General features: G+C 74.7%; 12 protein-coding genes. 6 read left to right on the forward strand and 6 right to left on the reverse strand.

The window, feature by feature from the left end:
* Window positions 1-31: 31 nt before the first annotated feature.
* Entirely contained in the window at window positions 32-691 is a 660-nt protein-coding gene (locus ACTWQH_RS16760) for a hypothetical protein (RefSeq protein WP_443287368.1), read from the forward strand.
* Here ACTWQH_RS16760 and ACTWQH_RS16765 read toward each other — a convergent pair.
* Both ACTWQH_RS16765 and ACTWQH_RS16770 read right to left on the reverse strand, forming a co-directional pair.
* Window positions 688-2,691, reverse strand: coding sequence for a helix-hairpin-helix domain-containing protein (locus tag ACTWQH_RS16765; protein WP_443287421.1), 2,004 nt, complete (start codon window positions 2,689-2,691; stop codon window positions 688-690). The genes ACTWQH_RS16760 and ACTWQH_RS16765 overlap by 4 nt on opposite strands.
* On the reverse strand, window positions 2,676-3,662 hold the full coding sequence (locus tag ACTWQH_RS16770; RefSeq protein WP_443287369.1) for an aldo/keto reductase: 987 nt from the start codon (window positions 3,660-3,662) through the stop codon (window positions 2,676-2,678). The genes ACTWQH_RS16765 and ACTWQH_RS16770 overlap by 16 nt, the downstream gene beginning before the upstream one ends.
* 134 nt (window positions 3,663-3,796) lie before the next feature.
* Between ACTWQH_RS16770 and ACTWQH_RS16775 the strand changes: the two genes are divergently transcribed.
* The 5 genes from ACTWQH_RS16775 to mshC all read left to right on the forward strand — a co-directional run bounded on the left by ACTWQH_RS16775 (window position 3,797) and on the right by mshC (window position 8,627).
* Window positions 3,797-4,846, forward strand: coding sequence for an LLM class F420-dependent oxidoreductase (locus tag ACTWQH_RS16775; RefSeq protein ID WP_443287370.1), 1,050 nt, complete (start codon window positions 3,797-3,799; stop codon window positions 4,844-4,846).
* Window positions 4,847-5,057: 211 nt separating this feature from the next.
* Complete coding sequence (locus ACTWQH_RS16780) at window positions 5,058-5,750, forward strand: MSMEG_4193 family putative phosphomutase (protein ID WP_443287371.1); 693 nt, start codon at window positions 5,058-5,060, stop codon at window positions 5,748-5,750.
* A 155-nt stretch (window positions 5,751-5,905) separates the two neighbouring features.
* Window positions 5,906-6,502: a DUF3090 domain-containing protein gene (locus ACTWQH_RS16785; RefSeq protein WP_443287372.1), complete on the forward strand. Its 597-nt coding sequence runs from the start codon at window positions 5,906-5,908 to the stop codon at window positions 6,500-6,502.
* Window positions 6,460-7,320, forward strand: coding sequence for an SCO1664 family protein (locus ACTWQH_RS16790; RefSeq protein WP_443287373.1), 861 nt, complete (start codon window positions 6,460-6,462; stop codon window positions 7,318-7,320). Before ACTWQH_RS16785 ends, ACTWQH_RS16790 begins: the two co-directional genes overlap by 43 nt.
* 77 nt (window positions 7,321-7,397) lie before the next feature.
* Window positions 7,398-8,627, forward strand: coding sequence for a cysteine--1-D-myo-inosityl 2-amino-2-deoxy-alpha-D-glucopyranoside ligase (gene mshC / locus ACTWQH_RS16795; protein ID WP_443287374.1), 1,230 nt, complete (start codon window positions 7,398-7,400; stop codon window positions 8,625-8,627).
* Window positions 8,628-8,689: 62 nt separating this feature from the next.
* Here the strand turns inward: mshC and ACTWQH_RS16800 are convergent, their stop codons facing one another.
* The 4 genes from ACTWQH_RS16800 to ACTWQH_RS16815 all read right to left on the reverse strand — a co-directional run bounded on the left by ACTWQH_RS16800 (window position 8,690) and on the right by ACTWQH_RS16815 (window position 13,273).
* Complete coding sequence (locus tag ACTWQH_RS16800) at window positions 8,690-9,697, reverse strand: PAC2 family protein (RefSeq protein ID WP_443287375.1); 1,008 nt, start codon at window positions 9,695-9,697, stop codon at window positions 8,690-8,692.
* Window positions 9,698-9,950: 253 nt separating this feature from the next.
* Complete coding sequence (gene glpK, locus ACTWQH_RS16805; protein WP_443287377.1) at window positions 9,951-11,477, reverse strand: glycerol kinase GlpK; 1,527 nt, start codon at window positions 11,475-11,477, stop codon at window positions 9,951-9,953.
* A 56-nt stretch (window positions 11,478-11,533) separates the two neighbouring features.
* Window positions 11,534-12,352 carry an MIP/aquaporin family protein gene (locus ACTWQH_RS16810; protein WP_443287378.1) on the reverse strand — a complete coding sequence of 273 codons (819 nt, stop codon included), beginning with the start codon at window positions 12,350-12,352 and terminating at the stop codon, window positions 11,534-11,536.
* A 156-nt stretch (window positions 12,353-12,508) separates the two neighbouring features.
* Window positions 12,509-13,273 carry an IclR family transcriptional regulator gene (locus tag ACTWQH_RS16815; RefSeq protein ID WP_443287379.1) on the reverse strand — a complete coding sequence of 255 codons (765 nt, stop codon included), beginning with the start codon at window positions 13,271-13,273 and terminating at the stop codon, window positions 12,509-12,511.
* Window positions 13,274-13,291 lie beyond the last annotated feature (18 nt).

The raw sequence follows: 13,291 nt of genomic DNA on the forward strand, positions 1-13,291 counted from the left end.
CCAAGGCCAGGATGCCGATACCGTCTGCACCATGTCTGATGCTGTGCAGCCAGGCGCTGCCGAAGTCCGTGCCGCAGCCGACGCCCTCAAGGGAGCGATCGACCGGCACCTCGCAGCCATTGAACGGCGGGCAGCGGCGCCCGCCGCCGACGCCGAGGCGGATGCCGAGGTGTTCGCCGCGTTCAACGAGATGGCCGCCGCGGGCGAGGCGTACGACGAGCTGCTGTACGACGTCTACGACGAGGTGACCCCGTTCGAGGTACCCGAGACCGACGGGGGCGCCGTCTACGCCGGTCCCGATGAGCCCGAGGCGCTGAGCGTCTTCATCCGCCGGGACTACAGCGTGGTCGACCCCCGGCGGCTGCTGGCCCAGGCGCGGCGCGTCGCGGAGCTCGATCCGGAGGCCGCCGTGGCGGACGAGGCCGACGTGCCGGACGCGGCGGGTCGCAGCATGCCGACCGCGCTCGGCGTGCTGTTCGGCGAGTTCGAGGCGGACGAGATCGCCAGCCGCCACAAGGAGTTCGGCCTGGAGGAGGGCGACGCCACGCTGTGGGTCACGGCGGCCGAGGAGCCGGCCGAGCCCGGGGAGTGGCTGGCCGCTCCCTTCGAGGCCGTCGACCCCGAGCGCGTCATCTGCCGCTTCGACATCAGCGAGGCGTTCGACGGCGACGACGTGGAGAGCGCGCCCTAGGGCCCGCCGGCCGGGTCGTGCGGGAGCTGCTCGCGCAGCAGCGCCCGCAGGCGCGTGGTGCGTGCGGGGCTGACGGGGGCGGCGACGGCCCGGGCCAGCGCCGCCCCGGCGCCCTGGACCACCGACAGGTGCCGCTCGCCGCGGCCGAACGCCGTGTACACCCAGGAGCGGTCCAGCGCCGCCGTGGCCTCGCCCGGCAGCACCACCACCGCCGCGGGCCAGCGCCTGCCCGCCGCCTGGTGCGCGGTCAGCGCCCAGCCGTGCCGCACCGTGTCGGCCACGCGCTCCCGGGCGACGCCGAAGCCGCCGCCGTCCTCACCGGTCAGCCGCAGGCCCTCGGCGTCCGCGCCCGACACCGTGGCCGGATGGATCCGGCCCGGCGCGGGGGAGTGGACCACCCGGTCGCCCGGATCGAAGCCGCCGAACCGGCCGGGCCCGGGGTTGAGGCGTTCCTTCAGCGCGGCGTTCAGCACCCGCGTGCCCACGGCGCCGCCGTGCCCGGGGGTGATCACGCAGACCGTGCCGGCCCCCTGCCCGAACGCGCGCGGGATGGAGTCGGTGACGAGCTGGACCGTGCGGTGCACGGCCTCCGCCGCGTCCGCCACGGGCACGATCACCACCTCCCGGCCCGGCGCGTCGACCGGCGGCAGCTCGCCGCCGCGAACGCCGGAGACGAGCCGCCCGAGCGGGCCGGGCTCGGCCGCGCCGGAGGCGACGTGCGGGCAGACCCGCGCGGCCAGCAGGTCGTCCAGCACCTGCCCGGGGCCGGCCGCGCCCAGCAGCACCGGGTCCCCGCTCAGCACGAGCCGGGCCCCGTCGGGCAGCGCCTCGACGAGCGAGGCGGCGGGCTCCGCGCCGAGCTGCGCGGCGTCCGTCACGGCGAGCAGGTCGAGCGGCAGCAGACCGGCCGCGTCCCGGCCCGGACCCTCCCGGCCGGACAGCAGCCCCTCCACGGTGACCGCCGCTTCGCCGGCGCCCTCGGGCAGCGCCGCCGCGAGCCGCCGCCGCCCGTCGGCGGTGTGGGTGGCGGCACACGCGCGCAGGCCCAGCGACCGGGCCGCGGCCACCAGCGCGGCGACCTCGGCGCGCGCCGCCTCACCGCCGGTGTGCGCCACCAGCCCGCCGCCGCCGGCCGCCCGGATCAGCTCCCCGGCCGGGGGCGTCGGCGCCGCGGCGGCCGCCGCCTCCCAGCGGGCCCGGTCGGCGCCCGCCGCGTCGAAGGTCCCCAGCAGCCGGGACAGCCCGTCGGCCAGGCTCTCCTCGGCCATGGCGTACCGGTCCAGGCCGATCAGCGCCTCGCCCAGGTCGGCCTCCGGATCGGCTCCCGGCTCCATCTCCGGCTCCATCTCCAGATCCGCGTCCGGCTCCGCTCCCGGCCCCGGCCGCGGGTCGTGGAACGCGAGCACCGCGCCGGACGCCACCGCCTCGCGCACCGCCGCCTCCGGGTCGGGCACGGCGTGCCGCGCCAGGCGCTGCCCGATGGTGGCGGCCGTCACGGCGGTGTGCCCGGCCAGCGCCGCCCGCTCCAGCACCCACGCCGCGAGCGCGCGCGTGCGGCGGGCGTCCCCCGGCCCGCACTCCGGGCCCAGCAGCGCCCGCGCGAAGTCGTCCGCCTGCGCCGGCGGCACGCCCGCCACCGCCAGCAGCCGCCAGGGGTCGGCCCGCAGCTCGTGCGCGGCGCCCTCGCCCAGCGCGGCCGCGGCCGGGGCGGCCAGCGCCTCCGGCAGGCCGCCCTCGCCCAGCAGCTTGGCGACGGCCTCCGTCGTCTCCGCGGTCGCCGGCCCCGGCCGGCCCGGTGGGGGAGGGGGCTGGCCGACGGGCTCGGGGAAGAAGGACGCGGCCGGGCGCTCGCCGCTCTGCACGGCCAGCACCGCGGCCCGCAGCTCCTCGGCCTTGCGCCGCCGCGCCTCGGCCGCCGCGTCGTTCTCGTGCTTGTCGTTCTCGTGCTCGGGAATCGAAGGGTCCGGGGAGTCCGGAGAGGTGGTCACAGCGCGCTCCAGTCGTGGTCGGGATAGCGGTGCACCGGGGCCGAGACGTCGTCCAGCGCCCGGCGGATCTCATCCGGAAGGCTAAGCTCCGCCACTGACAACGCCTCACCCAACTGCCGTCCGGTGCGCGCCCCCACGATCGGCGCCACGACCCCCGGCCGGTCCCGCACCCACGCCAGCGCCACCTGCAGCGGCGTGACCGCCAGCCCGTCCGCCGCTATCGCCACCGCCTCCACGATCCGCCCCGCCGCCTCGTCCAGGTACGGCGCAACGAACGCCGACAGCTGTTCAGAGGCCGCCCGCGAGCCCGCCGGGGCCCGCCCGTCGCGGTACTTGCCGGTGAGCACCCCGCGCCCCAGCGGCGAGGACGGCATCACCCCGATCCCCAGGTCCATCGCGGCCGGCAGCACCTCCCGCTCGATGCCGCGCTGCAGCAGCGAGTACTCCATCTGCGTGCTGGCCAGCCGGGTGCGCATCCCCGGAGCGGCCAGCTGCCAGGTCGCGGCCTTCGCCAGCTGCCAGCCGCAGAAGTTCGACACCCCGGCGTAGCGCGCCCGCCCGCTGGCGACCGCTATGTCCAGCGCCTGCAGCGTCTCCTCCAGCGGCGTCTCCTCGTCGAACGCGTGCACCTGCCACAGGTCCACATGGCTCGTGCCGAGGCGTTCCAGCGAGGCGTCCAGCGCGGACAGCAGATGCCCGCGCGAGGCGTCGAAGCGGCGGTCGGGGTCGGGCACGCTGCCCGCCTTGGTCGCGATCACCAGGTCGTCGCGCGGCACCAGCCCGTCCAGCAGCCGCCCCAGCAGGTACTCCGCGCCCCCGTCGGCGTACACGTCGGCCGTGTCCACCAGGGTGCCGCCCGCCTCCCAGAACGCCTTCAGCAGCTCGGTGGCCTCCTGCTCCCCGACCTCCCGCGCCCAGGTGAGGGTGCCGAGTCCGAGGCGGGAGACGCGCAGGCCGGTGTGGCCCAGAGCCTTGTGATCCATGGGCGTTGAGCGTACGCGCGACCGGACTCCGGCGTCCTGCGGGCCCGCCGGGTTACCGCCGGGTAAGCTTGGCTGTCCGCAAGGGTGGACGGCCGCTCGCGAGGAGCGTGCCGCGAGGCGTAAGGGAGCGTCGGGTGCGACTCGGAATCAACCTCGGCTACTGGGGTGCGGGGATGGACGCGGACAATCTCGCGGTCGCGCGCGAAGCCGAACGCCTGGGATACGCCGTGTGCTGGGCCGCCGAGGCGTACGGCTCGGACGCCGCGACCGTGCTGGCCTGGGTCGCCGCCCGGACCGAGCGTATCGACGTCGGCTCGGCCATCTTCCAGATCCCGGCCCGCGCCCCGGCCATGACGGCGATGACCGCCGCCACCCTCGACACCCTCTCCGGCGGCCGCTTCCGGCTCGGGCTCGGCGTCTCCGGGCCGCAGATCTCCGAGGGCTGGTACGGCGTCAGGTTCGACCGGCCCCTCGCCCGCACCCGCGAGTACGTGGAGATCGTCCGCAAGGTCATGTCCCGCGAACGCCTCACCCACGCCGGGGAGCACTGGACGCTGCCGCTGCCGGGCGGCCCCGGCAAGCCGGTCAAGCTGACGGTGCACCCGGTCCGCGAGCGCGTGCCGCTGTACATCGCCGCCATCGGCCCGAAGAACCTCGCCCAGACAGGGGAGATCGCCGACGGCGCGCTGCTGGTCTTCTTCGCGCCCGAGCACGCCGAGGAGACGACGCTCGGCCCGCTGCGCGCCGGACGGGCCAGGATCGGCAAGGACCTGGACGGCTTCGACATCGTGCCCACCGTGCCGCTGGCCGTCGGCGACGACCTCGACGCGCTGGCCGATCACTTCCGGCCGTACACCGCGCTGTACGTCGGCGGCATGGGCAGCCGCGAGCAGAACTTCTACAACCGGCTCGCGCGGCGGATGGGCTACGAGAAGGAGGCCGCCGAGATCCAGGAGCGCTACCTGGCGCGGGACCGGGACGGCGCCGCCGCCGCGGTGCCGCGGCGGCTGATCGACGCCACCACGCTCATCGGCCCGCCCGACCGCATCGCCGACCGCATGCGCGCCTACGCCGAGGCCGGGGTGACGACGCTGTCGCTGGCCCCTGCCGGCTTCGACCTCGAGCAGCGGCTCGCGGGCCTGCGGGCGGGCGCGGAGGCGCTGGAGCGCGCGGGCCTGGGCTGAGCAGCGGCCGGAGTCCCCCGGCAATCCCCCCGCCGGGAATCCCCCCGCCGGGCGGCCCGGCCGGGCCGCCCGGCGTCTCGCGCGGAGGTGGTGGGGGCTCGGGGCCATCCCCGCCACGGCCGTCACCCGGCTAACGCCCGCGCCCGCCGCCGGGTTACTCACCGCCGGGCGGCGCACCGGGCGCGCGGGCCCAGCGCATAGGCTGTCCGGCATGGCCACCCTGCTGCTCCTCCGCCACGGGCGCACCACCGCCAACTCCGCCGGCGTGCTCGCCGGCCGCACCCCGGGCATCGGTCTGGACGAGTACGGGGCGGCGCAGGCCGCCGCGCTCCCGGCCCGGCTGGACGGCATCCCGCTCGCCCTGGCCGTGCACAGCCCGCTGCCGCGCTGCGCGGAGACCCTGGAGCCGCTGCGCGTCGCACGCCCCGGGCTCCCGGTCCACGCCGACGAGCGGATCATCGAATGCGACTACGGACAGTGGACCAACCGCACGTTGAAGGAGCTCGCCGAGGAGCCGCTGATGGCCACGGTCCGGCACCAGCCGGCCGCCGTCGTCTTCCCCGGCGGCGAGTCGCTGCGCGCGATGCAGGCCCGCGTGGTGGACGCGGCCCGTGACTGGGACGCCCGCGTCCAGCGGGAGCACGGCGAGAACGCCATCTGGCTGATGTGCACGCACGGTGACAACATCAAGGCGATCGTGGCCGACGTCCTCGGCCTCCACCTCGACCTCTTCCAGCGCCTCGTGCCGCACCCGGCGTCGGTGACCGCCCTGCGCTACGGAGCGGCGCCGCAGCTGCTGCGTTTCGGCGACACGGGAGACCTCGGCGAGTTCGTGCCCCGGACCGAGGCCGCCGCGCGGGCCGCCGCCCGGGACGCCGAGGCGCCGGTGGGCGGCGGCGCGTGAGCGGCGCCCGACCGCGCCCCCGGCACGTCAATCGCCGGGCGCAGTAGGGTGCCAGTGTCCCGGCAGGGCGTCCGGCAGGGCGTCGCGCCAGGACGTTCCGGCAAGACGTTCGAGACGACCCCCACAAGACCCCAACGAGTCCCACGGAGCAGTGCGTGTCCCGTCAGGTGTTCCTCTACGACCCTCCCGAACGCTTCGTCGCGGGGACCGTCGGACTGCCTGGCCGCCGTGCGTTCTTTCTGCAGGCGTCGGCGGCGGGCCGGACCACCAGCGTCGCGCTGGAGAAGGCACAGGTGGAGGCGCTCGCCGAGCGCATCGACGAGTTGCTGGACGAGGTGGTGCGGCGTTCCGGGGGCAACACCTCCGTCCCGGCGGTCGCGCCCGCCGAGGTGACCGACGCCGAGCCCCTGCAGACCCCCGTCGAGGAGGAGTTCCGCGTCGGCACCATGGCCCTGGCCTGGGACAGCGACAACGAGCGCATGATCGTCGAGGCCCAGGCCCTGGTGGAGCTCGACGCGGACTCCGAGGAGGAGTTCGCCGAGGCCGAGGAGCGGCTGCTGCGGGACGACGAGAACGGGCCGCCCATGCTCCGCGTGCGGATCTCCGGCACCGTGGCCCGCGCCTTCGCCAAGCGCGCGATGGAGGTCGTCAAGGCGGGACGCCCGCCCTGCCCGCTGTGCAGCCTGCCGCTCGACCCGGAGGGACACGTATGTCCGCGCCAGAACGGATACCGCCGCAGCAGGGCGGCGTGACGGACGCGGCCACGGCGACCGAGGTCCTGACCAGCGGCGAGCTGACCGTCCACGCCCGCGTCGCGGACGCCTCCAACGCCGTGCTCTACGCCACCGCCGAGCTGGCGGGCGAGCGCCTGCCGTGCGTGTACAAGCCCGTCGCCGGCGAGCGCCCGCTGTGGGACTTCCCCGACGGCACCCTCGCCCAGCGCGAGGTGGCGGCGTACGAGGTGTGCCGGGCGCTCGGCTGGGACCTGGTGCCGCCCACGGTGCTGCGCGACGGGCCCTACGGCGAGGGCATGTGCCAGCTGTGGGTCGGCCCCGCCCCCGACGCCGAGGACTTCGGCCAGGGCCCCGAGGGTCTGCTGGCCCTCGTGGACGGCGACGCGCCCGGCCCCGGCTGGCGGCCGGTGGTCCGCGCCAGCGTCGGCGACGGCCGCACGGCGCTGCTGGTCCACGCCGACGACGAGCGGCTGCGGCGGCTCGCCGCGCTGGACGCCGTCATCAACAACGGCGACCGCAAGGGCGGCCACCTGCTGCCGCTCCCCGACGGCAGGCTGTACGGGATCGACCACGGCGTGACCTTCCACACCGAGGACAAGCTGCGCACCCTGCTGTGGGGATGGGCGGGCGAGCCGCTGCCGGAGGGCGTGGTGGGGGCGCTGCGCGGACTCGCTGCCGAACTGGCGGCCGGACGCCCGCTGCTGGCGCGGCTGCGCGAACTGATCAGCGAGGCGGAGTGCCGGGCGCTGCGCGAGCGGACGGCGGCGCTGCTGCGCACCCGGCGTTATCCGAGGCCGGGCGGCGAGTGGCCGGCGATTCCCTGGCCCATTCTCTGACGGTCCGTCGGTCTTGTCCCCGACTGTTCATCCCCGCCCGTTCGATCCGCCGAGGAGCTCCGGCTAGGCTCATGGACATGCATGCCTGGCCCGCCTCCACGGTTCCCGTACTGCCCGGTCAGGGACGTGACCTCTCGGTTCACGACACCGCGACAGGCGGGCGGGTGACGCTCACCCCGGGCCCGGTGGCCCGCCTCTACGTCTGCGGCATCACGCCCTACGACGCCACCCACATCGGGCACGCCGCCACCTACACCGCATTCGACCTGGTCCAGCGCGTGTGGCTCGACGCCGGCCATGAGGTGCACTACGTCCAGAACGTCACGGACGTGGACGACCCGCTGCTGGAGCGGGCCGCCGCGACCGGCGAGGACTGGCGGGCGCTGGCGGAGCGCGAGACCACCGGCTTCCGCGAGGACATGACGGCGCTGCGGGTCCTCCCTCCCCGCCACTACCTCGGGGCGGTGGAGTCGATACCGCTGATCATCCCGCTGATCGAGCGGCTGCGGTCCCTGGGCGCGGCGTACGACCTGGAGGGCGACGTCTACTTCTCGGTCGAGTCCGACCGGCACTTCGGCGCGGTCTCGCGGCTGGACGCCGCCACGATGCGGGCGCTGTCGGCGGAGCGCGGCGGCGACCCGGACCGCCCGGGCAAGAAGCACCCCGTCGACCCGCTGCTGTGGCGGGCCGAGCGGCCGGGCGAGCCCGCCTGGGACGGCGGCTCCCTCGGCCCGGGCCGCCCCGGCTGGCACATCGAGTGCGTGGCGATCGCGCTCGAACACCTCGGCATGGGCTTCGACATGCAGGGCGGCGGCACCGATCTCGTCTTCCCGCACCACGAGATGGGCGCCTCGCACGCCCAGGTCCTCACCGGCGAGTACCCCTACGCCTCCGCCTACGTCCACGCCGGGCTCGTGGCGTACGAGGGCGAGAAGATGTCGAAGTCCAAGGGCAACCTGGTCTTCGTCTCGCGGCTGCGGCGCGAGGGAGTGGACCCGGCCGCGATCCGGCTGGCGCTGCTGGCCCACCACTACCGCGCCGAATGGGAGTGGACCGACGCCGTGCTGGCCGGGGCCGCCGGCCGCCTGGAGCGGTGGCGGGCGGCCGTCTCGCGCCCGGACGGTCCGGCGGCCGACGGGCTGGTGGCCGGGGTCCGCGCGGCCCTGGCCGACGACCTCGACGCCCCCGCGGCGCTCGCCGCCGTCGACCGGTGGGCGGCGGCCCAGCTCGCCGACGGCGGCGCAGATCCCGGCGCGCCCGGCGTCGTCAGCCGCGCCGTGGACGCGCTGCTGGGGGTGGCGCTGTGAAACGCCGGGGAGCCCAGGGAGCCTGGGGAGCCGCGCACGGGAGCGGCGCGGCGTAGCGGCGGCTACTCGTCGCCGTCGCCCGCGCCCTCGCCAGGACCGCTCGCGGGGCCGGGGCCGGGGCCCTCGCCCTCCGGCCGCCGGCGCGGCCGGGTGCGCCCGCTGCCCGGGTCGCGCAGGTACGAGCCGGAGTCGCCGGGCCCGGGCGGCGCGGGCGGCGAGCCGTCGCGCCGCCTCAGGTAGCGCTCGAACTCCTTGGCGATCGCCTCGCCGGACGCCTCCGGCAGCTCCGTGGTGTCCCTGACCTGCTCAAGGGACTGCACGTACTCGGCGACCTCGCTGTCCTCGGCGGCGAGCTGGTCGACGCCGATCTGCCAGGCCCGGGAGTCCTCCGGCAGGTCGCCCAGCGGGATGCCCACGCCCAGCAGGTCCTCCAGGGAGTTCAGCAGCGCGAGCGACGCCTTCGGGTTGGGCGGCTGCGACACGTAGTGCGGCACCGCCGCCCACAGGCTCACCGCCGGCACCCCGGCGTGCGCGCATGCCTCCTGCAGGATGCCGACGATGCCGGTCGGCCCCTCGTACCGCGACTCCTCCAGGTCCAGCGTGCGCGCCAGCTCCTCGTCCGAGGTGACGCTCGTGACGGGCACCGGCCGGGTGTGCGGAGTGTCGCCCAGCAGCGCCCCGAGCACCACCACCATCTCCACGCCCAGCTCGTGGGCGAAGCCGAGGATCTCGTTGCAGAACGAGCGCCAGCGCATGCTCGGCTCGATGCCGCGCACGAGCACCAGGTCGCGGCGCCTGCCCGGGCCGCCGTCGGAGCCGGCGCGGGCGACGGACAGCCGGGTGGTCGGCCAGGTGACGCGGCGCACACCGCCGTCCAGCCACATGTGCGGCCGGTTGACCTGGAAGTCGTAGTAGTCCTCGGCGTCCAGCGCCGCGAACACCTCGCCCTTCCACTCCCGCTCAAGATGGGCGACCGCGGCGGAGGCGGCGTCACCGGCATCGTTCCAGCCTTCGAACGCGGCCACCATGACCGGGTCGACCAGCTCGGGAATCCCTTCGAGCTCGATCACCCAGGCCTCCTTCCGGGCGGGGCGGGACGAGGCCCGGCCCCGGCTGCCGATGTGTTCCGTGCGGCCCCAGCCTACGGCGTCACCGTGCCCAGCCCGCAGCCCGCGTACGCATGGAAACGCCCGGCTCACCGGCCGGGAGCCGGACGCCGCCGGGCGCCGCGCCGCCGGGTGACGGCGCGGGGCCCGGCGGCGTCCCGGGTCCCCTCGTGTCCCGGCCCCCCGTCCTCGGTCCTCCGTCCTCGGTTCTCGGTCCTCAGTCCTCCTCGAGCCAGCCCATGCTGCTCTGCACCGCCTTGAGCCACTGCTTGTACTCCCGCTCCCGCTCGCCGGCGTCCATCTGCGGGTTCCACTCGGCGGCGCGGCGCCAGTTCGCGCGCAGGTCCTCGATGCTGGTCCAGAAGCCCGTGGCGAGCCCGGCGGCGTAGGCGGCGCCGAGGCAGGTCGTCTCGGAGACCATCGGGCGCACCACGGGCGCGTCGAGAAAGTCCGAGATGCTCTGCATCAGCAGGTTGTTGGAGGTCATGCCGCCGTCGACCTTGAGGGCGGTGAGCTCGACGCCGGAGTCCTTCTTCATCGCGTCGACGATCTCGCGGGTCTGCCAGGCGGTGGCCTCCAGCACGGCCCGCGCGATGTGGGCCTTGGTGACGTACCGGGTCAGGCCGGCGATGACGCCGCGCGCGTCGGAGCGCCAGTAGGGGGCGAAGAGGCCGGAGAAGGCGGGGACGAAGTAGCAGCCGCCGTTGTCCTCCACCGACAGGGCCAGGGTCTCGATCTCGGGCGCGGTGCTGATCAGGCCGAGCTGGTCGCGCATCCACTGCACCAGGGCGCCGGTGATGGCGATGGAGCCCTCGAGGGAGTAGACGGGCGCCTGGTCGCCGATGCGGTAGCCGACGGTGGTGATCAGTCCGGCGTAGGAGTTGATGACCTCGCTGCCGGTGTTCATCAGCAGGAAGGTGCCGGTGCCGTAGGTGGACTTGGCCTCGCCGACGGCGAAGCAGGTCTGGCCGAAGAGCGCGGCCTGCTGGTCGCCGAGGGCGGAGGCGACGGGAACGCCGTCGAGGGCGCCGCCCTTGGCGTAGCCGTAGACCTCGGCGGAGGAGCGGATCTCGGGGAGCACGGCGGCCGGGACGCCGATGGAGTCGAGGATGCGCTCCTCCCAGGCGAGGGTGCGCAGGTTCATCAGCAGGGTGCGGGAGGCGTTGGTGACGTCGGTGACGTGGACGCCGCCGTCGACGCCGCCGGTGAGGTTCCAGATGACCCAGGAGTCCATGGTGCCGAAGAGGATCTCGCCGCGCTCGGCGCGGTCGCGCAGGCCCTCGACGTTGTCCAGCAGCCAGCGGATCTTGGGGCCGGCGAAGTAGGAGGCCAGCGGCAGGCCGGTCTCGCGGCGGAACCGGTCCTGGCCGACGTTGCGGCCCAGCTCGCGGCAGAGGGCGTCGGTGCGGGTGTCCTGCCAGACGATGGCGTTGTGCACCGGCTCGCCGGTGGCCTTGTCCCACAGCAGCGTGGTCTCGCGCTGGTTGGTGATGCCGATCGCCTTCACCTGGTCCTTGGCGATGCCGCCCTTGCGCAGGGCTCCGGCCACGACCTCCTGGACGTTGGTCCAGATCTCGGTGGCGTCGTGCTCCACCCAGCCGGGGCGGGGGAAGATCTGCTCGTGCTCCTTCTGGTCGACGGCGACGATGCGGCCGTCGTGGTCGAAGACGATGCAGCGGCTGGACGTCGTGCCCTGGTCGATGGCCGCGATGTACTCGCGGGGGGCGGTGGGTGTGTCGCTCATGCGGCGGCTCCTGGTCGGTGGTGGGCTGCGGGCGGAGTGGTCGGGTGGTCAGGGGCTCAGTTGATGAGGTTGTGGATGCCGGCCGCCAGGGCGCCGCCGATCAGGGGTCCGGCCACCGGGATCCAGGCGTAGCTCCAGTCCGAGCCGCCCTTGTTCGGCCCGAGCGGGAGCAGGGCGTGGACGATGCGGGGTCCCAGATCGCGGGCCGGGTTGATGGCGTATCCGGTCGGCCCGCCGAGGGAGAGGCCGATGCCGACGACGACCAGGGCCACCATGAAGCCGCCGGTGCCGGAGACGGCCAGGCCCTCGTTGAGGCCGATGGCCAGGACCAGCAGCACCAGCACCGTGGTGCCGATGATCTCGGTGGCGAGGTTCTGCACGGTGTTGCGGATCTCGGGGGCGGTGGAGAAGACGCCGAGGACCGGGCCGGGCTCGTCGGAACGGGCGGCGGGCCGCTCCTCGCGCACGGCGGGCTCCTCCTCGACCGCCTCCGGCCCGGGGATGCCGGACCCGCCGACGAGCTCGCGGTCCCGCAGATGGGCCTCGAAGTGTCCGTAGTAGGCGAGCCACACGAGGGTCGCGCCGAGCATGGCGCCGATCATCTGGCCGGCGAAGTAGGTGGGGACGTCGTTCCACTCGCCGCTGTCCAGGGCGATGCCGAGGGTGACGGCCGGGTTGAGGTGGGCGCCGGAGAGCTGGGTAGAGACATAGACGCCGGCGAGCACCGCGAAGCCCCACCCGAAGGTGATGGCGACCCAGCCGGCGCCGAACGCCTTGGACTTCTTGAGCACGACGCCGGCGACGACGCCGCCACCGAGCAGGATCAGTGTGGCGGTGCCGAGGATCTCGCCAAAAAAGATGTCGGAGCTGGACATCCGTGACTCCTTTGTCCTTCGTCCAGGGATCTGGTCGACTTTCGTCCGATGTTCGACAATGTCGACCAACGACCGGCAGTTTTTCTCTGGGAGAGTCCGGCGTCAAGGGGGTGCGCTGTAGATAACTCTCCGCGAATCAGTTGTTACTGGATTGTTCTAGAAGCGCCCGGCGCCGAGGTCGCGCGACACGGACCGGGCGCAGTCCCGTACCGCCGCGATCAGCTGCGGCCGGAGCTCGTGGCCCGACTGCATCCGCTCCACCGCGCCGGCGATGCCCACCGCCCCCACCGGCATCTTCCGGCGGTCGAGGATCGGCGCGGCGATGGAGGCCACGCCGTCCCAGGTCTCGCCCACGTCGCTGGCCCAGCCGCGCACCCGCACCAGCTCGAGACCCTTGTCGAACTCCACCGGGTCGGTCACGGTCAGCTCGGTGATCGCCTCGAAGCGGCCGTCCATCACCTCGTTGTACGCCACCGGGTCGAAGGCGGCCAGCACCTTCCCCAGGGCGGTGCTGTGCAGCGGCCGCATGGCGCCGACCTCCAGCACCTGCCGGCTGTCGTCCGGCCGGAAGACGTGGTGCACGATGAGCACGCCCTGCTGGTGCAGCACGCCGAGGTACGCGCTCTCGCCGCTGGCCCGCGCCAGGTCGTCGGTCCACACCAGGGCGCGGGCCCGCAGCTCGTGCACGTCCAGGTAGCTGTTGCCCAGGCGAAGCAGCTCGGCGCCGAGCTGGTACTTGCCGGATTCCTCGTCCTGCTCGACGAAGCCCTCCTGCTGCAGCGTGCGCAGCAGGCCGTGGGCGGTGGCCTTGGCGAGCCCTATGGAGGAGGCGATGTCGGACAGGCCCAGGCGCCGCTCGCCACCGGCTAGCAGCCGCAGCACCGCCGCCGCCCGCTCCAGTGACTGGATGGTGCGAGCCATCGGAATGCCTCCCTGCTC

Origin of the sequence: Streptomyces sp. 6N223, assembly GCF_052246635.1 — a bacterium.
GTDB lineage: Bacteria > Actinomycetota > Actinomycetes > Streptomycetales > Streptomycetaceae > Streptomyces.